General features: G+C 54.9%; 17 protein-coding genes, 1 pseudogene and 1 riboswitch. Of the genes and pseudogenes, 15 read left to right on the top strand and 3 right to left on the bottom strand.

The genetic code is table 11. The features are described 5' to 3' along the window. Positions 1 to 17 precede the first annotated feature (17 nt). A complete protein-coding gene (locus EXW96_RS24995; protein WP_174351687.1) occupies positions 18 to 1,769 on the top strand; it encodes a putative bifunctional diguanylate cyclase/phosphodiesterase in 1,752 nt (583 codons plus the stop codon). Positions 1,770 to 2,100: 331 nt separating this feature from the next. On the opposite strand, the gene EXW96_RS24990 is transcribed toward EXW96_RS24995, so the two are convergent. From EXW96_RS24990 to EXW96_RS24980, 3 genes are all read right to left on the bottom strand, one after another. Continuing rightward, positions 2,101 to 3,039, bottom strand: a complete 939-nt coding sequence (locus EXW96_RS24990) for an aldo/keto reductase (protein WP_137671148.1) — start codon at positions 3,037 to 3,039, stop codon at positions 2,101 to 2,103. Between the two features lie 227 nt (positions 3,040 to 3,266). Next, the gene (locus EXW96_RS24985; protein WP_074728870.1) at positions 3,267 to 3,626 is read right to left on the bottom strand and encodes an MmcQ/YjbR family DNA-binding protein; all 360 of its coding nucleotides are present in this window, start codon (positions 3,624 to 3,626) and stop codon (positions 3,267 to 3,269) included. A gap of 258 nt (positions 3,627 to 3,884) precedes the next feature. Continuing rightward, positions 3,885 to 4,086: riboswitch (cobalamin riboswitch) on the top strand. A 35-nt stretch (positions 4,087 to 4,121) separates the two neighbouring features. Further along, complete coding sequence (locus EXW96_RS24980; RefSeq protein WP_174351686.1) at positions 4,122 to 4,271, bottom strand: hypothetical protein; 150 nt, start codon at positions 4,269 to 4,271, stop codon at positions 4,122 to 4,124. Between the two features lie 431 nt (positions 4,272 to 4,702). On the opposite strand from EXW96_RS24980, the gene cobJ reads away from it, so the two are divergent. From cobJ to pheT, 14 genes and pseudogenes are all read left to right on the top strand, one after another. Next, positions 4,703 to 6,349: a precorrin-3B C(17)-methyltransferase gene (gene cobJ, locus EXW96_RS24975; RefSeq protein WP_174351685.1), complete on the top strand. Its 1,647-nt coding sequence runs from the start codon at positions 4,703 to 4,705 to the stop codon at positions 6,347 to 6,349. 41 nt (positions 6,350 to 6,390) lie between these two features. Further along, a pseudogene (locus tag EXW96_RS27025) lies at positions 6,391 to 7,349 on the top strand (sirohydrochlorin chelatase). Beyond that, positions 7,346 to 8,122 carry a precorrin-6A reductase gene (gene cobK, locus EXW96_RS24960; protein ID WP_054818665.1) on the top strand — a complete coding sequence of 259 codons (777 nt, stop codon included), beginning with the start codon at positions 7,346 to 7,348 and terminating at the stop codon, positions 8,120 to 8,122. The pseudogene EXW96_RS27025 and the gene cobK overlap by 4 nt, the downstream one beginning before the upstream one ends. Before the next feature lie 3 nt (positions 8,123 to 8,125). Further along, entirely contained in the window at positions 8,126 to 8,776 is a 651-nt protein-coding gene (locus EXW96_RS24955; RefSeq protein ID WP_174351683.1) for a precorrin-8X methylmutase, read from the top strand. A 5-nt stretch (positions 8,777 to 8,781) separates the two neighbouring features. After that, positions 8,782 to 9,927 (top strand): cobalt-precorrin-5B (C(1))-methyltransferase, encoded by a 1,146-nt coding sequence (locus tag EXW96_RS24950; RefSeq protein ID WP_174351682.1) that lies wholly within the window; start codon positions 8,782 to 8,784, stop codon positions 9,925 to 9,927. Continuing rightward, positions 9,928 to 11,187 carry a precorrin-6y C5,15-methyltransferase (decarboxylating) subunit CbiE gene (cbiE, locus tag EXW96_RS24945; RefSeq protein WP_174351681.1) on the top strand — a complete coding sequence of 420 codons (1,260 nt, stop codon included), beginning with the start codon at positions 9,928 to 9,930 and terminating at the stop codon, positions 11,185 to 11,187. Beyond that, positions 11,180 to 11,890, top strand: a complete 711-nt coding sequence (cobI, locus tag EXW96_RS24940) for a precorrin-2 C(20)-methyltransferase (RefSeq protein WP_062409450.1) — start codon at positions 11,180 to 11,182, stop codon at positions 11,888 to 11,890. The genes cbiE and cobI overlap by 8 nt, the downstream gene beginning before the upstream one ends. Next, the gene (cobM, locus tag EXW96_RS24935) at positions 11,887 to 12,663 is read left to right on the top strand and encodes a precorrin-4 C(11)-methyltransferase (RefSeq protein WP_062409449.1); all 777 of its coding nucleotides are present in this window, start codon (positions 11,887 to 11,889) and stop codon (positions 12,661 to 12,663) included. Before cobI ends, cobM begins: the two co-directional genes overlap by 4 nt. Continuing rightward, positions 12,663 to 13,820, top strand: a complete 1,158-nt coding sequence (locus tag EXW96_RS24930; protein WP_174351680.1) for a cobalt-precorrin 5A hydrolase — start codon at positions 12,663 to 12,665, stop codon at positions 13,818 to 13,820. Before cobM ends, EXW96_RS24930 begins: the two co-directional genes overlap by 1 nt. After that, positions 13,817 to 15,235 (top strand): cobyrinic acid a,c-diamide synthase CobB, encoded by a 1,419-nt coding sequence (locus EXW96_RS24925; protein ID WP_054818666.1) that lies wholly within the window; start codon positions 13,817 to 13,819, stop codon positions 15,233 to 15,235. The genes EXW96_RS24930 and EXW96_RS24925 overlap by 4 nt, the downstream gene beginning before the upstream one ends. Positions 15,236 to 15,515: 280 nt before the next feature. Next, positions 15,516 to 15,743 (top strand): DUF1450 domain-containing protein, encoded by a 228-nt coding sequence (locus tag EXW96_RS24920; RefSeq protein ID WP_054818668.1) that lies wholly within the window; start codon positions 15,516 to 15,518, stop codon positions 15,741 to 15,743. 115 nt (positions 15,744 to 15,858) lie between these two features. Then, positions 15,859 to 16,362, top strand: coding sequence for a ferritin (locus tag EXW96_RS24915; RefSeq protein WP_074728835.1), 504 nt, complete (start codon positions 15,859 to 15,861; stop codon positions 16,360 to 16,362). A gap of 446 nt (positions 16,363 to 16,808) precedes the next feature. Continuing rightward, entirely contained in the window at positions 16,809 to 17,843 is a 1,035-nt protein-coding gene (gene pheS, locus EXW96_RS24910) for a phenylalanine--tRNA ligase subunit alpha (protein ID WP_054818670.1), read from the top strand. Positions 17,844 to 17,865: 22 nt separating this feature from the next. Next, positions 17,866 to 20,316, top strand: coding sequence for a phenylalanine--tRNA ligase subunit beta (gene pheT, locus EXW96_RS24905; RefSeq protein WP_054818671.1), 2,451 nt, complete (start codon positions 17,866 to 17,868; stop codon positions 20,314 to 20,316). The last annotated feature ends 52 nt before the right edge of the window (positions 20,317 to 20,368 follow it).

The raw sequence follows: 20,368 nt of genomic DNA, 5'->3' as shown, positions 1-20,368 counted from the left end.
TCAGGAGGTAGCAGAGGATGAACAGGCATAAACTACGAAGTCCTGCGGGAGCGTCCGGGACAAGTAGGCCATGGCAAGGGGACGGGTTTCTGCAGCATGCTTCATTTCTGCGTCTGTGGTTTACTTTGATCGGAACGCAAGCCGGGCTGATCTCGATAAAAGGAGTGCTCGGTCTTCCCTATGATCAAGCGGATTGGGTCGCGCCCGGATTCATCTTGATTGCTGCCGGGCCGGTTCTTTATTTGTCTTTAAAGAAAAAAGCAAATCAACTGAGGGCTGCCTGGTATGCCGCATTGACTTTGCTGCTGCTGGCGGAATGTGCGGAGATGGCGACCCGTTACATCTATGCAGAATGGAACGGCTGGTTAGTCCACTTGGCGGATGCGGCAGGAACGATGCTGCTGGCGGTCCCTTTGTTGTATTTTGTTATTGCCGATCTCCGGAACAGGGATGCGACGGAACGGCGTTTACATGATTTATCCTTTCATGACCAGCTTACCGGGCTGCCGAATAGGGAGAAATTCCAGCAATCCCTTGAGGCTTCCATTGAGGCGACCCGAATAGCCAGATCCACGCTGGCTGTCCTGTTCATCAATCTCGATAGGTTCAAAAATATCAATGATACGTTCGGACACACGTTCGGCGACCGGTTGCTCATGGAAGCGGCGGAACGACTGAAGAACGGACTAAACAGCGGTGCGAGCGTATCGAGGCAGGAGGGAGACAAGTTCACCGTAACGATTGAGGAGGCGGAGCCGTCTTCGGATGTCGAGCTGGCTGCGCAAAAGATCGTTCATCTGTTCAGCAAGCCGTTTTCCATTGACGGTCACGAGCTTCGCGTGGGCTGCAGTATCGGCATAGCGAGATATCCACAGGACGGAGACGATCCGATTACGCTGATGAAGAATGCGGCCACGGCCATGTCCAGGGCTAAGGATTACGGTACGAACGGCTACCGCTTTTATACCGCCGAGATGAACGATGCGGTCATCCAGAAGCTGGTTCTGGAGGAGTGGATGAACAAAGCGCTGGAGCAGGATGAATTCGTGCTGTATTTTCAGCCTCAAGTGGATATATTCGATCATCGTTTAAACGGGATGGAGGCTCTTCTTCGATGGAATCATCCGCGGCTCGGCGTTATTTCTCCGGGTGATTTCATTCCTCTTGCGGAAGAAACGGGATTGATTATTCCCATCGGGAAGTGGGTGCTGCGAACGGCCTGTATGCAAAATAAAGCATGGCAGCTTGAGGGGTTCCCGCCGTTGAAGATGGCAGTCAACATCTCACCGGTCCAATTTTACCAGGACGACTTTGTACAGGTTGTATTAGAAGCGCTTCAGGAAAGCGGATTGGAGCCGCAATACCTGGAGCTCGAAATTACGGAAGGCATAGCGATGTATCAGCTGGACCAAGTGGTAGACAAGCTTAATACGTTGCGCGAGCTGGGAGTACGTATTTCGATTGACGATTTCGGGACAGGCTTTTCCTCACTGAATTATTTGAAAAAATTTCCCATCGATAAGCTGAAAATCGCACAGCAATTCGTTAGAGATGTTACCGATGACCCGGATGATGCCGCGATCGTTCAGGCGATCATGGCGATGGCGCAAAGCTTGAACCTGAATGTCATTGCGGAAGGGGTGGAGACGGAAGATCAGCTTTCGTTTCTGCTGGAGGTCAAATGCAGGGAAATTCAAGGGTACATATACAGCAAACCGGTTCCGGCAGATGAGTTTTACGATTTGCTGAAGAGGAACATGGTGGCGTAAACCAAGCGGCCCCCATCACACTTTTGAACTGTGACCCCTAATGAAGGACACTTTGAAAAAAAGTGACCCTATTGTGGGTCACAGTTCATTTAAGGCGAGGGGGCGATTTTTTTTTGTAAAAGTTACGCTGCGCCTGAACCAGACTGCCGGGATGTCCGCTTGGGCGGAAGAGCCGCGGCGGGTGGCATCGATTCCGCCTGTTACCGGCAGGTGGAATCGGCCGGCAGACGGACTATCACATGGCAAAGCACTACCGCAAGTGAAAAAGCGACCGGAATTCCGGTGAGGAGTGCTTCTGCCGCGTCCTTGGCATTCTTAACTCAAAACCATTTTATGCTTGGTCATTGGGTTGCTGCTTCCAGCTTTGAGGGTGGCCGTCCCCCACGTAATTTGCCGCTGCGGCGTTGGCGATAACCTGCTCCGGGCTTTTGCAGCCGGGAATGACGGCAGTAACCGCAGGGTGCTTGAGGCACCAGGCTAATGCCCAAGTGGCCATATCCATACCGGCGGGCAGCTCCTTCTCCTTAATGCGTTCGACCTCTTCAAGCTTGAGGCGCGTTTGCTCGGGATCGTGCCGCTGCCGGACGTCGTTGTCGGCAAACACAGCTCCCGGCTTATATTTGCCGCTCAAGTATCCGCTTGCCAGAGGCACGCGTGCCAATACGCCAAGCCCCTGCCGCTCGCAGGAAGGAAATACCCGCTCCTCCGGCGCGCGGTCCAGCCGGTTATATACGATTTGAATGACCTTTGAGCCGACGCGTGAGGAAGCTTCGGTTTGATGCAGGTTATCGTTGCTCCCGATGGACGTTCCGAGATGGCGGATTTTACCCGCTTGCACCTGTTTGTCCAGCATAGTCCATAAGTCGTCCTGATCAAACGCCTCGTCTGTTCCCGAATGAAATTGGTACAGGTCTATGTAATCCGTTTGAAGAGCCTTTAAGGAAGCGTCCAGCTGTTGAAGCACCTCTTGCGGGGACCAGTGCTGTGTACGATCCATATGCGCGTGGAAGCGATGGCCAAACTTGGTGGCGATCACCCAATCTTCCCGGCGTCCGCGGGAGACGTAGCTGCCGATCAGCGACTCGGACGTATGGTCGCCGTAGCATTCCGCAGTATCGATCAGATTGATGCCGCTATCCTTGGCCTGATCGAGAATGCCGTCCACTTCGGCTTGCGTGAAAGGCTTGCCCCATTCGCCTCCGAACTGCCAAGTCCCTACGCCGATGACGGAAACCTTCAAATTCGTTGCACCGAGCTTGCGATATTTCATGGACATTCCTCCTTGGATGAGTGCTTTTGGGATGTGATTCGAACTGTCCAGCCTGTACCCGATTGTACAAAAACGGGTGGCCCTATTCAAACCCGCTTTTGAAGAAAACGAGCGAGGAATCTCAAAGGCGAGGCCGTGGATGGGAGATGCCAAACGGTGAAATGACGGCTTACGATGTATGGTATAGCAAGAGCGCTTAACGGGTAAGCCGCAAGTTGAAACATCGTTTACGGGAGAGACAAGCGCTGTTTTTCCGACTTGGGCAGCTTGCTGCAAACCAGCTGATAAGATTCGTCCAGCATGTCCAATATTTCGCTGTCGCCGATCGACCCGTCCAGCAGGACGGTATTCCAATGGCGCTTGTTCATGTGATAGCCGGGGTAGACGGACTTCGGATAGGTTTGTCTCGTCAGCCATACGGTGTCGGGGTCGGCCTTCAGGTTCACGCTGGGGGTACCTTGAAATGAGCCGAAAAGTGCAAACATTTTATTGGCGACGAACAATACCGGCGTTTCAGGATCAAACGGATAACGCAAGTCGGCGCCGGTTTTCTTCAATCCATAGTTGATCAGCTGTTGATGATCCATCGGCGGCAGATCTCCTTTTTTATTAATATCAGAATGTACGGCTTCGATCCGGAGGATCACGATTCCGGTATTACGGAAAAGCTTCATCTTAACACACAAACGGTTCTTCATCGAACAGGCTTCTTAGCAGAAGCTTTTCTTATGCCCTGTCGATTCCATCATAACCTTTTCGGGGTCCCGTGAAAAGTGAAAACTGATGTGGACATTAAGCGGACAACCATGCTATCATTAACTCGATTTTACCCTAATCAGCAATAGTCATCATTTTATCGAACAGGTACCGATTCCGTTCGTAAAGACGGTCTCGGTTTAAAAGGGAAGCCGGTGCAAGTCCGGCACGGTCCCGCCACTGTAAGCGAGAAGCTTTTCTGCTTGAATGACGCCACTGTCGAATGATGGGAAGGCTGCGGAAAAGCGTTGAGACGCAAGTCAGGAGACCTGCCTGTTCTGTTGAGGCCGTTCCATCCGATGTTGTGATGGCGGCTGTCAACGAAGTCACCCGATACCTACGCGGATAGGATGGTGTACGAGAGCGGTAGAAGCCATGCAGGCACGACCGTCTTTATTGAGCGCAGCCGAACGGGCGACAGCCCATGCGTAAAATAAAGCCGTGCTGCTGGTTCCCCATCCATTGTCGTCAAGCATCTTCCGGGAGGAAGATGCTTTTTTGTATTTTTGGCATGTGGAGCGAGTCCATCCGGTTTGCAGTGCTCGCCGATGTTCGGGTGCCGAATATCGGTTGGACAGCAGTTTTTTTCACCGGACGGAGGAGAATACCGTTGAATCCGGATGGACGCAGAAGCTTGCGGGATTCGTACGGCACCTCCTGCGAGCTGCCTCACGAGCTTGCTGTATGGGTCGCGATTGGACCACGTTGTGCTGCTGAGCTGAAAATCAGTCTAACAGCAGTCCCAAAAGAGGGCTCATTGCCAGAAGGAGTGCCACTGCGCTGAACATCACTCTAGTGGAAGCAGATTTTATTGTTGAAGGCAGTTTGCGAAGGGACTAGGCATATTCCTTATAGAAGGTATGACCATGCTGATCAATTGATTTAGGAAGTCAAGGAGGGATGAAGTATGAAAGGGAAATTGTCTGTGATTGGTTTTGGACCGGGCAGCTATGAGCATATGACCCAGAGAGCGAGAGATGCAATTCAGGAAAGCGACGTTGTGATCGGATACAATACATACGTAGATTTGGTGAGAGGTTTGTTAAACGGGCAGCAGGTAGTGCGCACGGGGATGACCGAAGAGGTGAGCCGGGCGCAGGAGGCGGTTCGTCAAGCGGAGGCCGGACATCGGGTGGCTGTCATTTCCAGCGGGGACGCCGGTGTATACGGCATGGCCGGGCTGATCTATGAGGTGCTGATGGAAAAAGGCTGGCGGCGCGGCCAAGGCGTAGATGTCGAAGTGATTCCCGGCATATCGGCGATCAACTCGACGGCTTCCTTGCTTGGGGCGCCTATCATGCACGATGCCTGCACGATTAGTCTGAGCGACCATTTGACGCCATGGGAGCTGATCATCAAGCGCGTGGAAGCAGCGGCGCAGGCCGATTTTGTCATTGCACTGTATAATCCGCGAAGCGGCAGACGCACAAGGCAAATCGTGGAAACGCAGCGGGTGCTGCTGAAGTATCGCTCGCCGCAGACGCCGGTAGGGATCGTCAAGAGCGCTTACCGCGAGCGTGAAGACATCGTCATCACTACGCTTGAAGAGATGCTGGAGCACGACATCGGGATGCTGACGACGGTGATTATCGGCAACTCGACCACGGTAGTTTATGACGGGCTCATGGTGACACCGCGCGGCTATCAGCGCAAGTATACGCTCGGATCAGAAGTACAGCCCCTAAAGCCGCATCAAAGGCTGCAGAAAGAAGCGGAGCCCTGGGCTCTGGGGGAACAGACGGAGCCGGATGGTCCGGCGGCGGAATATAAAGCGGAGGGGAAATCTGAGAAGCCGGTATCCGCGTATGAGCTGGCACTGGAAGCACTGAAGCTTGCCGATGCGCACAGCTCCGGATTGGCCCGGCCTGAATCCGGCGGCCTTGACACAGGCCTATTCCGCCAGGAAGCCATCCTTGAATTTGCCGTGAGTCCGGGGCTTGCCGAGAAACGGCTGACCGCCGCCCAGCTTGCGCTGCTTGCCGAGATCGTTGGTGAAGACGGGACGATGGAATATACCCCGCATCATCAAATGCTGGTGCGTCTCCGGACATCGGATCCCGATGCGGTGACCTCAAGATTAACGGACGCAGGGCTGCTCGTTGCCCCGATTGGCGATGTGGCGCAGTTGAAAGCCTGCGATTTCTGCAACATGGACAAGGCCGATTCGGTGCCTTATATGGAAGAACTCCATCGCCGCTTGGGTGGTATGCGCGTGCCGAAGGAGCTGAAGATCGGCTTCAACGGCTGCGGTATGGCGTGCTACGGAGCTGTGAAGGAGGATATCGGGATCGTGTACCGCAGAGAAAAGTTCGATCTGTTCCTGGGAGGCAAAACGGTCGGAAGAAATGCTCACCCGGGGCAGCCTGTCGCTGAGGGCATCGAGCCGGAGCGGTTGGTGGAGACGGTGGAGAGGATCGTCTCCCGTTACGCCAATGAAGGTTACCCGAACGAGCGGTTCCATAAATTTTTCGGCCGCGTGAAGGAGCTGGAAGGGTACCGGCATCAGGATCTGCCGGTCTTTCAGATCGAAAATGCGGTGTGCGGCGATTCATAAGGCCGATAAGGACAATAATGGGTAAAGAAGGGGGACGGAGCATGAATGCGGTATTGTTTGTAGGGCACGGCAGCCGGGATCCGGAAGGAAATGAGGAGGTACGCATTTTTGTAGCTTCGGTGGCAAAAATGCTGGGGGAGCCGATCGTGGAAACGTGCTTTTTGGAGTTTGAGTCACCTACGATCGCTCAAGGCATTCAGACCTGCGTAGACCGGGGAGCGACCTTGGTTGCGGTTGTGCCGATCACGCTGTTTGCGGCGGGGCATGCGAAGCTGCATATTCCGGCTGCCATAGATGCGGCGAAGCAGAAGTATCCGGACGTTCTGTTTGTTTACAGCCGGCCGATCGGCGTTCATGAGCTGGCGCTTGATATTTTGTCTTCACGCTTGGAAGAAGCGGGGATCGATCTTGAAGAGAACGCGGAGGATACGGCGCTGCTTGTGATCGGACGCGGCAGCAGCGATGCGGACGCCAACAGCGATTTATATAAATATCGCGGCTATTGTGGGAGCGGCTGAAGGTGAAATGGGTGGAAACTGCCTTCATTGGGGTAACGGCCCCGCTCGCGGACGAAGGCGTAGAGCGCTGCGTGAAGCTCGGCGCCAAACGGATTGTGATGCTGCCTTATTTTCTGTTTACGGGCGTGCTGATCAAACGCTTGGAGCAAATGAAAGGCGAGTTTGCTAAAAAGCATCCGGACCGGTCGTTCGTTTTGGCGGACTACTTTGGCTTTCATCCGAAGCTGAGCGAAATTTTGAAGGAGCGGGCCAACGAGGCGCTCTATGGAGAAGTTCGCATGAACTGTGATATGTGCCATTTTCGGCTTGAGGCGGCGAAGCACATGGATCACCATCATCACCATGATCACGACCACCATCATAATCACGAGCATCACGACCACCATCATGATCATAATCACGAACATGACGACCACCATGACCACGATCATGAACATGAACGGCAGAAGCCGACTGTTAAGAGCAAAGAGGTGTACTTATGATTCTCATGCTGGCAGGAACGAGCGATGCGCGTGAATTGGCGGTGCGCATTAAGGGCGCAGGGTATGAACTGCTTGCTACGGTTGTGACCGAGAGTGCCGCGAAAAGTCTGGAGGAGGCGGGGATTCCGGTGCAAACCGGCCGGCTTGACGCAGCCGGTATGGCCGAGCTGATCCGCAGCCGCGGGTTTCGGACAGTCGTGGATGCGAGTCATCCGTTTGCCGAGGAAGCTTCGCGGCAGGCTATGGCGGCCGCTCTTCAGACGGGCGTGCCGTATATCCGTTATGAGCGGGAGCGGGGAACCTATGAAGGGCATCAGCGGCTTTTGTTCGTGGACGACTATGAGCAAGCAGCGGAGCTTGCCGCGAGCAGACGCGGCGTGATTATGCTCACGACGGGCAGCAAGACGCTGCATATTTTTGCCGAGCGGCTGATCGGGCTCCCGGATACGACGTTGGTTGCCCGTATGCTGCCCCGTAAGGATAACATGGAAAAGTGCGAGCAGCTGGGCATCGAACAGAAGAACATTGTGGCCATGCAGGGGCCCTTTTCCAAGGAATTGAATCAAGCGCTGTATCGGCATTACGGGGTCACGACGGTCATCACCAAGGAAAGCGGCAAAATCGGGGCGGTCGAGGAAAAGCTTGCGGCAGCGCTGGAAATGAACATTGATACAATCGTCATCGGACGCCCGCAGCTGGATTACGGCGTTGTGTATTCGGAGTTTGACGGAGTGCTGGACGAATTAAATCACACGTTACGGGAGGCGCGATAAATTATGGATTTTCGGACGGAGTTTAAACCGCTGACGGTACAGCCGCAGGAAATTGAGGAGAAAAGCTTTGCAATGATTACCGAGGAGCTTGGCGAGCATTCCTTTACCGAGGAGCAGTACAAGGTGGTGCAGCGGGTCATTCACGCATCGGCGGATTTTGAATTGGGGCGCAGCCTGGTGTTCCATCCGGATGCCATCCGCGCCGGTATCGACGCCATCCGAAGCGGCAAGCCGATCGTAGCCGATGTGCAAATGGTGCAGGTGGGCATCAGCAAGCCGAGAATTCAAAAGTACGGCGGCGACGTTCGGGTATACATATCGGATCCGGATGTTATGGAGGAAGCGAAGCGTCTGAATACGACGCGGGCGATCATCTCGATCCGTAAAGCGGCCCGTGAGGCGGACGGAGCGATCTATGCGATCGGCAATGCGCCGACGGCGCTGCTGGAACTGATTCGTCTGGTCAAGGAAGGCCAGGCGAAGCCGGGTCTGATCATCGGCGTGCCTGTCGGCTTCGTTTCTGCGGCGGAATCCAAAGAAGAGCTGCTCAAGCTTGATGTGCCTTTCGTTACGAATATCGGCCGGAAGGGCGGCAGCCCTGTTGCAGTGGCATCCGTTAATGCGCTGTCGCTGCTTGCAGAGCGCGAAGGATAAGCGGCATGGATGCGAAGGAGTCCAAGCCGCTGCGTCATGGATATACGACGGGCGCCTGCGCGACCGCTGCGGCGCAGGCGGCGCTTGAGGCGCTGATTGTGCAGGAGCCGCAGCGGCAGTCGACCATCCGGCTGCCAATCGGTCAGGACGTCACCTTCGAGATCGTCGCATGCGAGGTGGAGGAGCACCGGGCTTCCGCTGAAATTATTAAGGATGGCGGCGACGACCCGGATGCGACTCATGGAGCAAGAATCATTTGCGAGGTTTCCTGGCGGGAAACGCCCGGCATCGAGCTGGACGGCGGCGTCGGCGTAGGTCGGGTAACAAAGCCCGGACTTCCGGTAGAGGTTGGTCAGGCGGCGATTAATCCGGTCCCCCGGAAGATGATCCGCGAAGCGGTCGAGGCGGTATTAAACCGGTATGAGCTGAATCGGGGGGTAAGGGTGGTTGTTTCCGTTCCCGATGGAGAAGAAATCGCGAAGAAGACGCTGAATGCCAGACTCGGCATTGTAGGCGGCATCTCGATTCTGGGTACGCGGGGGATCGTCGTCCCGTTCTCGACGGCAGCGTATAAAGCCAGCGTAGCCCAAGCTATCCGAGTGGCGGTCAAGGGCGGCTGCAGCCATGTTGTTCTTTCCACCGGAGGACGGACCGAAAAGTTCGGGATGGAGCTGTATCCGAAGCTGCCGGAGGAAGCGTTCGTCGAAATGGGGGATTTTGTCGGGTTCGCGCTTCAACAATGTGCGAGACAAGGCATTCGCAAGGTGACGCTGGTCGGAATGATGGGCAAGTTTTCCAAAGTCGCGCAAGGGGTGATGATGGTACATTCCAAGAGCGCCCCCGTTGATTTCGGCTTTCTTGCCCGTATGGCGGAGGAGGCCGGAGCTTCTGAGACGGTGGTCCGTAAGATTGCCGAAGCGAACACCGCTTCTCAGGTGGGAGATATGATGCATGAGCTGGGATGCAGATTATTTTTCGATGTGATGTGCGCGTACTGCTGCCGTTCTTTGCTTCAAGAAGCAGGGGGAAGCAGCAGCTCAGGCTTTGAGGTGGAAACGGTCATTATCTCGATGAAGGCCGAGCTGTTGGGAAGGATGAGCATGACCAAGGAAAGCGGCGGATATAGCGTCAGGCAGGAAGGGGATTTTTAGATGAAAGAAACGATTGCCGTCATAGGGATCGGTGATGACGGAACGGCGGGTTTGCCTGAATTGTACATGGATCGGATCAGGCAGGCCGAGGTGCTTATCGGAGGAGAACGGCAGCTGGAGTTTTTCCCGGATTTTCGGGGAGAAACGATTCTGATTAAGGGTGGTCTGGGCGAGCTGACGGAGAAGCTTCAGGCAGAGCACCGGAGGACTGTGGTGCTGGCATCCGGCGATCCGCTATTTTACGGTATAGGCGGTTATTTGGCGGGCAAGCTTCCCGGGCGGGTGGAGGTATATCCGCAGGTGAGCTCGCTTCAGCTCGCCTTTGCGCGAATCGGCGAGAGCTGGCAGGATGCATATATCGCAAGCGTGCACGGCCGCAGCCTGAAGGGGCTTGCGCAGCGGATCGACGGACAAGCCAAAGTAGCGCTGCTGACGGATGAGAAGAACCATCCGGGTGCAATCGCCCGCTATTTGCTGGAATTCGGCATGACCGAATACCGCGTCTTTGTCGGCGAGCATCTCGGAGGTACGAAGGAGCGTACCGGCTGGTACGGGCTCGAAGAGCTTGCCGCCTCCGGTGAATCGGGCTTCTCACCGCTGAATATCGTGATTCTGCGGAGGCGGCCGGGGACAGCGTCGCCGGATTGGCCGCTCGGCATTGATGACGCCGAGTTTGCACAGCGCAAGCCCGACAAAGGGCTGATCACGAAAAAAGAGGTTCGCGTCCTCAGCTTGGCGGCCCTTCATTTAAGACGGGACAGCATCGTATGGGATATCGGTACATGCACAGGCTCCGTAGCGATTGAAGCGGCCCGGATATGCCGTGACGGGGCTGTGTATGCGGTCGAGAAAAATGAAGGGGACTTGGCGAACTTCCGTGAAAATATCCGCAAATTCCGGACTGACATTACGGGAATTCATGCCAAAGCGCCGGAGGGACTCGATCAGTTTCCCGATCCGGATGCGGTGTTTATTGGAGGCAGCGGGGGAGAGCTGAGGGAACTGCTTTCGATCTGCTGCAATCGTTTGAGACCGGGAGGTACCATTGTGCTGAACGCTGCAACGATCGAGAACCTGTCGGCCGCAACCAAAGCTTTTGCCGAAGAAGGCTTCGCAGCGGATATAACGCTCGCCCAAATCAGCCGCAGCAAGCCGATTCTGGACATGACGCGGTTTGAAAGCTTGAACCCCGTGTATATCATTGCAGCAAGACGGCATCAAAAAGACAGTCCGACGACAGGAGGACAAACGGATGAGTAAGATCGGCACATTATACGGCGTGGGCGTAGGCCCGGGAGATCCGGAGCTCATTACGGTCAAGGCGTTTCGTTTGCTCAAGGAATCGCCGGTGATCGCCTATCCGCGCAAAAAATCGGGCGCCAAGAGCTACGCCCTGACCATTGTAGAAATGTATGTTGACACCCGGGAAAAGGAGATGCTCGCCCTGACCTTCCCGATGACGAAAGATAAAGAAGCGCTGGAAAAACAGTGGAACAAGACAGTAGATACGGTCTGGAGCCACCTCGAGCAGGGGAAAAATGTCGTGTTCGTCACCGAAGGCGATCCGATGCTGTACAGTACTTATATCCATTTGATGCGCCTGATGAAAGAAAGGCACCCGGAGGTGGAGGCCATTTCGGTTCCCGGCATATCCTCCGTCAACGCTGCGGCATCCAGACTCGGGTTACCGCTTGCCGACGGTGACGAGCAGATGGCGATCGTACCGGCTACGAATGATTATGGGCAGATGCGCCGGGCTTTGGAAACGCATGATTGCGTCGTGTTCATCAAGGTGGCGAAGGTCATCGATCTGATGCTGTCGGTGCTGCGGGATCTGGGGCTGACGGACAAGGCGTCGGTACTGACTAAGGTGACCTCGGGCGAGGAGCAGATTTGGCGCAATATCGAAGAGCTGGCCGGTCGCGAGCTGGAGTATTTGACGTTAATGGTGGTGAGAAAATGAAGCTTTATATTATCGGCGCAGGCCCGGGAGACCCGGATTTGATTACGGTGAAGGGACTGCGCATCCTCCAGGAGGCCGATGTCGTGCTTTACACGGACTCTCTTGTGAACGACGAACTGATTGCACGGGCAAAGCCTGAAGCGGAAGTGCTCAAAAGCGCGGGGATGAGTCTGGAGGAAATGGTGGCCATCATGGCGGACCGCGTCAAAGCAGGCAAGCTTGTAGCCCGTGTCCATACGGGAGATCCGGCCGTTTTCGGGGCCATCATGGAACAGAAGGCGCTGCTGGCCAAGGAAGGAATCGCATGCGAGATCGTACCGGGTGTCAGCTCCGTGTTTGCGGCTGCGGCTGCGGTAGGGGCTGAGCTTACGATTCCGGAGCTGACCCAAACGGTCATTCTGACACGGGCCGAAGGACGCACTCCGGTGCCGGATCGCGAGCAGCTCAAAGATTTGGCGGCCCATCACTGTACGCTGGCGTTGTTTCTGAGCGCAACGCTGACGAAAAAAGTGGTGCGCGAGCTGACAGAGGCCGGATGGAGTCCCGAAACCCCGGTTGCCGTCGTTCAACGAGCGTCCTGGCCGGATCAAATCATCGTGCGGACTACGCTTGCCCGGTTGGATGAGGATATGCGCGTGAACGGAATTCGCAAGCATGCGATGATTTTGGCCGGATGGGCGCTCGACCCGGAAATCGGTACTCATGAGGAGTACCGTTCGAAGCTGTACGATAAATCGTTCACGCACGGCTACCGCAAAGGGGTGAAGGACTGATGGGGGAACCGGAAGTCATTACGCTGCAGGAAGGGACGATCCCGGATATCCGGAAATCGGGCAATTATGCGTTGATTGCCATCACAAAGCACGGGGTGGAGCTAGCACGCCGGCTGCAGCGGTCGTTTGACCATGCGGATGTGTATTATATGTCCAAGTTCGCCCGTGGAGACGAATCCGGAAGGAATATCCAGCTGTTTGAAGGAAGCGTGCGCCTGCTGTTTCCGGCGCTGTTTCCCGCTTACGACGGAATCATTTGCATCATTTCTCTTGGGGCCGTCGTTCGCATGATCGCTCCCTTATTGAAGAATAAAAAGACGGATCCCGGTATCGTCGTCATTGACGACAAAGGCGAGCATGTCATCAGCGTGCTGTCCGGCCATTTGGGCGGAGCGAACGAGCTCGCGCGCGAGGTTGCGGCGGTACTTGGCGCAGTGCCGGTGATCACCACGGCGTCGGACGTGCAGAAGACGATTGCCGTCGATTTGTTCGGGCGACGTTACGGATGGACTTGGGAATCGGCGGACAAGCTGACGCCGGTGAGCGCATCCGTCGTAAATGAGGAACGAATCGCTATCATTCAGGAATCCGGGGAACCGGATTGGTGGACTTATCCGTCTCCGCTCCCGCACAACATCCGCGTTTACAAGGATATCCCGACCGCTCTAGGCGATGAGCCGCAGGCTGCGCTGGTCGTGACTCATCGTATCCTCACGCCTGAAGAAGAGCCCATTCTGAAAAACGGCGTGCTGTTCCGTCCCAAAGTGATCGCACTCGGCATCGGATGCAATCGGGGCACCTCCTCCGAGGAAATTGCGGCAGTTATCCGGGAAACGCTGGAGGAGCTTCAGTTTTCGATTCGTAGCGTGAAGGCGGTTTGCACTATCGATTTGAAAAAAGACGAGGAAGGCCTGCTCGCCGTATGTGAAGAGAACGGCTGGCCGCTGGTTTGCTATACGCCCGGGGAGCTTAATGAAATACCGATCGAGGAACCGTCCGAGACCGTATATAAATATACCGGCGCGTACGGCGTCAGCGAACCTGCCGCCAAACGCTTTACGGGAGCGAAACGTCTTGCGCTGGTAAAGAAAAAAAGCGGCAACGTAACGATATCCGTTGGCATAATGGATTTTGAGAAGGGAAGCGGCAGCTTATGAGCATAGGGGTGAACGGACAAGCGGTTCATCGAAGCGTCGTCATCGCCGGGACCGGCAGCGGTGCAGGCAAAACGACCGTTACCCTTGGTCTCATGGCGGCTTTGCGCCGCAGAGGCTTGACGGTGCAGGGATTTAAATGCGGCCCGGATTACATCGATCCGACTTATCATAAGGCGGTGACCGGCAGGCCTTCGCGCAATTTGGACAGCTGGATGCTGACGTCCGAGACGGTGAAAGAAATATACGGACGCGCCTCCAAGGATGCAGATGTATCGGTCATTGAAGGTGTAATGGGGCTGTACGACGGGAAAGATCCGCTGTCCAACACAGGAAGCACAGCCGAGATCGGCATGCTGCTGCAGCTGCCTGTTCTGCTGGTGGTAAACTGTCAGAGCATGGCGCGGAGCGCGGCCGCGATCGTGAAAGGCTTTCAGCTTCTGGAGCCGAATGTGCGCATTGCCGCCGTTTTCGCCAACAAGGTCGGCAGTGACGGACACTACCGCATTGTCAAACAAGCGATCGAGCAGGAATGCGGCATTCCGGTCATCGGCTTTCTGAAGAGGGAAGATCAGCTGGCCTTGCCCGAGCGTCATCTCGGACTCGTACCTTCCATTGAACGTGGGGAGATGGGCGGTTTCTTCGAGGAATTGGCCGATCGTCTGGAGCAGAATACCGATCTGGATAGACTGCTGGAGCTTGCTTCCGCCGCTGAACCGCCGGCAGTAGAGCCGCCGAAGCTTTTTGCGCCTCCGGCCCGGTTATATCAAGTCAGAATGGCTGTAGCGTACGATGCGGCTTTCCATTTCTATTATTCTGAAAATTTGGAGCTTCTGGAGCATTACGGAGCAAAGCTGGTCTACTTCTCCCCGCTGGCGGGAGAACCGCTTCCGGAAGGGGTGCAGGGGCTATATATTGGCGGGGGCTTCCCCGAAGAATTCGCTGATGCGCTGAGCCGGGAGGAGGCGGTTGCCGGGTCCATACGGAAAGCCTTGGAAAGCGGATTGCCGACATTGGCCGAATGCGGAGGCTTTATGTATTTGACACAGGCGATTGAAGATACACAGGGTCGAAGTTATCCCATGCTGGGGCTTATCCCCGGCAAAGTTGTCATGCAGCCGAAGCTCGCTGCACTAGGACTCAGAGAAATCACAGGCACGCCGGACAATTTTCTGTTTCGGGACGGGGACATCGCGCGCGGGCACGAGTTCCATTATTCCACCTATGTACCGGCGGAGGCGGTAGAGCCGGCACCGGCCTATGAAACCAAGGGTCTGCGGGGCACGAAAAAGGACGGCTGCCTGCTGTACCGGACGGTGGCAGGTTATACGCATTTGCATTTTGCTTCCAATCCGGAGCTTGTAGTACGATGGCTCAAGGAATGCGAGGAATATCGTCTGCCAATAGTGCAGCCGTGAAGTAGAGGAGCAGTAGAGCAAGGGTCGTCCCATCTCTACTGCTTTTTAGTATGCAGCAGTCTGTAACGTTGAAAATCAGCGCAATAGAGAGCGGAGAGGCCAAAAACCCCGCCGTAAGGATGAATTTCAGCGCAGTGGCCCGCGTGAGAGGGGTGAAGCGCGATCGCAGCGGCAACGAGCGGAAACAACCGGTTTTCTGCAGGATTGACATTGATAATGATAACTATTATCATTCGGGTATAAAGCTTGAATCAGCGGCGGAAGGCGGGACATCATCTTTATGAAAAAGATCAGATACTGCTGCAAAAATTTTAAAAGAGGCACCAAAAAAGTGTATAAAAGCATTAAAGGCGACTATCCTAAAGTAAAGCAGAAGAAAAGGGACTGCCTGGGTAACTGCAAGCTTTGCTCCAAAGAATGCTTTGCCGTTGTAGGAAAATCCAAGAAGCTGGTATCTGCCCCGAATGCCGAAATGTTATTTGAAAAATTGAAGAACAAGATCAGTTGATCTTCCGGCTTGGCGGCAGGAAATGACATATCATGTTCACATTTCACAATCGCTTTCCTTGACGCACAATGGTATATTATAGGGATATATGACTACATATTTAGGATGTGATTTCATGAATGAAGCGTTGAGCAAAGCGTTGAACGACCAAATGAATTTTGAGTTTTATTCGGCTCAAGTCTACTTGGCCATGGCGGCCTACTGTTCTTCGGAGAGCCTGGACGGGTTTGCGAATTTCTTCATTGTGCAGGCCGAGGAAGAAAGGTTCCATGCGATGAAAATATACAAGTATTTGAACGATCGCGGCGAACGCGTCACCGTATCCGGCATGGATACGCCGAATAATAATTACAAGTCCGTACTGGATGCTTATCAGCATGCCTATGAGCATGAGAAAGTTGTGACCAAACGGTTCTATGACTTGTCCGACATTGCCATGAACGATCGCGAGCATGCCACCATTCATTTTTTGAAGTGGTTTATTGACGAGCAGGTTGAGGAAGAGGCGCTGTTTGACAGCATTATTCAAAAGCTGAAGCGCATCGATAAAGACAGCAATGCCTTTTTTATGCTCGATACCGAGTTTCTTGCACGCACCTTTACGCCACCGGCCCAGTAACCGGATAGGCGGAGGGCACTTGCATCCGGCGCATCGTTTGCATATAATACTTGATAAATCCATAATGATAAATGCGTTGACGGAGAAAAGTAAGCAGTGCTTCTTCACAGGGAGGATACGCCGGCGATTGAGAGCGTGTCCGAGGAATCAGGCTGCCCAAGTTCGCTCCTGAGCAGTCCTTTGAAACCGTACGGACGTCTGTATCGGCAAGTAGAAGGAACCGGTGTCGAACCGCGAATTGTGGTTCATGAACCGTTACGTTCAACGAAGTGGGAGGAACCGTTTCTTCGTGCCTATGCTATGCAGCATAAGAAAGGTTTTTCCAACAAGGGTGGTACCGCGGCTTTTTCGTCCCTTATCGGACGGAAAAGCCTTTTTTGCGTTGAGCGAAACCGGGAGGCACTTAAGGCACATAATGAAACAACGATTAAGGAGGCGGCATGGCGATGAAAGAACGATTGCTTGCATTAAAGGAAGAGGCGCTTAACGAGCTCGCTCGTGTGGAAAACCAGCAGCAGCTCAGCGACCTTCGTATCAAGTATTTAGGGAAAAAGGGCCCGCTCACCGAAATTTTGCGCGGTATGGGCGCTTTGAGCGCGGAAGAGCGTCCGGTTATCGGTCAAGTGGCCAATGAAGTGCGCGCTGCGATCGAGGAAGTGATTGAAGCCAAGCAGGCAGAATACAACCAAGCGGAAACGCAGGCGCGCCTGGCGGCTGAAACGATTGACGTGACACTCCCGGGGCGGCCCGTTGCACGGGGCGCGGTGCATCCGATCAGCAAGGTGATTCAGGAGATCGAGGATATTTTTATCGGCATGGGTTATTCGGTGGCCGAAGGCCCTGAGGTGGAACAGGATTACTACAATTTCGAAGCGCTGAATTTGCCGAAAAACCACCCGGCGCGCGACATGCAGGATTCGTTCTATGTAACGGAAGACATTCTGATGCGGACGCATACCTCTCCGGTACAAGTACGGACCATGGAGAAAATGAAAGGCCATGTGCCGGTCAAAATCATCTGCCCCGGCCGGGTATACCGCCGTGACGACGACGATGCGACGCATTCCCATATGTTCACGCAAATTGAAGGACTTGTCATCGACAAGGGCATTCGTATGAGCGACCTCAAGGGGACTTTGCTTCAATTCGTTCAGGAGCTGTTCGGCAAGCAAACGCAAATCCGGATGCGGCCGAGCTTCTTCCCGTTCACGGAGCCCAGTGCGGAGGTGGATGTCACCTGTGCGATGTGCGGCGGTCACGGCTGCCGGGTGTGCAAGCAGACAGGATGGCTCGAAATCCTTGGCTCCGGCATGGTGCATCCGCGCGTGCTTGAGATGGCAGGCTATGATCCGCAGGAATACAGCGGATTTGCCTTCGGTCTTGGCGTGGAAAGAATCGCGATGCTGAAATATGACATTGAAGATATTCGCCATTTCTATACAAACGATCTGCGGTTCCTGAAGCAGTTCGTGCATATTTAAGAGGGGAGCGTGACCTGGGGAAATGAAGGTATCGTATGATTGGTTATCCCAGTATGTGGATATAAGCGGTAATACAGCGGCCGAATTGGCTGAAAAGCTGACTAGAAGCGGGATTGAAGTCGATATTGTGGAAAACCGGAACAAGGGTGTGGAAAAGGTCGTCGTCGGCTTTGTCAAGTCGCGGGAGAAGCATCCGGATGCCGACAAGCTGAGCGTATGCATCGTCGATGCGGGCCAAGGCGAAGATCTGCAAATCGTTTGCGGAGCGAAAAATGTGGCTGCAGGCCAGAAGGTGCCTGTCGCGCTAATAGGCGCGAAGCTGCCGGGCGGATTGTCGATCAAACGCTCGAAGCTGCGCGGCGTGGAGTCGCAGGGAATGATTTGCTCGGCCAAGGAGCTGGGCTTAAACGACAAGCTGCTGCCCAAGGAGATTCAGGAAGGCATTCTTGTTCTGCCTGAGGACACGGAGGTGGGTGCAAGCATTCTGGATGTGCTCGCTCTAAACGATGAGGTAATGGATCTGGATCTGACGCCGAACCGTTCGGATTGCTTGAGCATGCTGGGTACGGCTTATGAGATCGGCGCCATTCTCGGCCGGGAAGTCAAGCTGCCTGACGCCGAGTCGGGACTCCGTAAGAATACAAGCGGAATAAAGGCGGAGGATAAGATATCGGTCGAAATTTCCGCAAAAGATTTGTGCTCGCATTATGCGGCGCGCTTGATCGAAGGCGTACGAATCGGAAAGTCACCTTTGTGGCTGCAAAATCGTCTGATGGCGGCCGGAATTCGGCCCATCAATAATATCGTCGACATTACCAACTACGTGATGCTGGAATTTGGACAGCCGCTGCATGCGTTTGATGCGGATAAGCTGGCCAACGGCCATATTGACGTAAGGCTGGCCCGCGAAGGCGAGAAGCTTGTAACGCTCGACGATGTGGAGAGAACGCTTGAGCCTCACATGCTGCTGATTACGGACGGTACGAAGCCGGTCGCGATTGCAGGCGTAATGGGGGGCGCGAATTCCGAGGTCACCGAGGGAACGACCCGGATTGTGCTGGAATCGGCCAAATTCGACGGCGGCTCCGTCCGCAAAACGTCGCGTCAGCTCGGGCTCCGTTCCGAGGCGTCTTTGCGGTTTGAGAAGGAAGTGAATCCGGAAGCGGTCATTCCGGCTTTGAACCGTGCGGCGTCACTGATTGCGGAGCTGGCCGGCGGACAAGTGGCATCGGGTGTGGTAGAGGCTGTAAGCGGCGAGCATCGGCCGGTGAAGATCGAGATCACCGTAGGCCGCATCAACAGCTACCTTGGTACCGAGTTGTCTGCCGAGGAAGTGAAAGCCATTTTCGGGCGGTTGAATTTTGCCGTTGAGCCGCTTGATCGGGATGGCTTCCGGGTGCATGTGCCCAGCAGACGCGGTGATATCACGAGAGCGGTCGACCTCATTGAGGAAGTGGCGCGCCTTCACGGCTACGATCATATTCCGACAACGCTGATGAACGTAGTAACGACGCCGGGCGCACTCACAAGAGAGCAGTCGATCCGCCGCGTGGTCCGGACGCTTCTGACGAACAGCGGCCTTCATGAGGCCATTACGTATTCGTTCACCCATCCGGAACAGATTCACAGCTTCCCTGGCGCTCACCGCGAAACGAAGCCGGTAGCCCTGGCGATGCCGATGAGCGAAGAACGCAGCGTGCTACGCACGAGCCTGGTGCCTCATCTGCTGGACGTGGCTGCATATAACCGCAACCGGAACATCAACGATGTGGCTGTTTTTGAGATTGGCCGCGTGTTCCTCTCGGATGAAGAAACGCTCAGCCGGCTGCCGGAGGAAAAGCTTATGCTCGCGATCCTGCTGACGGGCAAGCGGAGCGATGTGCATTGGACGGGAAAACCGGGGGACGTGGACTTCTATGATTTGAAGGGGATCTTTGAAGGGCTCGTCCAGTATCTGGGTATAGAAGGCGTCCGGTACGTAGCGGCAGGTCCGGAAGGCTTCCATCCGGGGCGCTGCGCGCAAGTGGAAGTAGAGCGTGACGGAGTCCGCAAAATCATCGGAACGCTCGGACAGCTGCACCCGGCACTGCAGCAGCAGAAAGACCTTGCCGACACATACGTATTAGAAGTGGAAATGGACGCGCTCACGGAGCTTGCGGGTGAACGCTTCACCTATGACCCGCTGCCTCGTTACCCGGCCATTATCCGCGACATGGCGCTGGTGGTGGACCGCGGCGTAGCCGTGGGCGATTTGCTGGATAAAGCCAGGGAGACGGCGGGTTCTCTGCTAGAGTCGATTCAGGTATTCGATGTTTACACGGGTGAACGGCTTGGAGCGGATAAGAAAAGCGTCGCCATTTCCCTTGTGTATCGGACGCCGGACCGTACATTGACCGACAATGAGGTAAGCGAATTGCATGGCCGCGTTGTGGCCGAGCTGGAATCGGCTTTCGCCGCCGTGCTGAGGAAATAATGGTTCATCTCTTCTGACAAAAGGTTGAGAACTGTAGCAGGAAAAGCGATTC

It is taken from the genome of Paenibacillus sp. JMULE4 (genome assembly GCF_013337105.1).
Lineage (GTDB): Bacteria > Bacillota > Bacilli > Paenibacillales > NBRC-103111 > Paenibacillus_G > Paenibacillus_G naphthalenovorans.
This window is presented reverse-complemented; position numbering and strand designations above follow the sequence as displayed.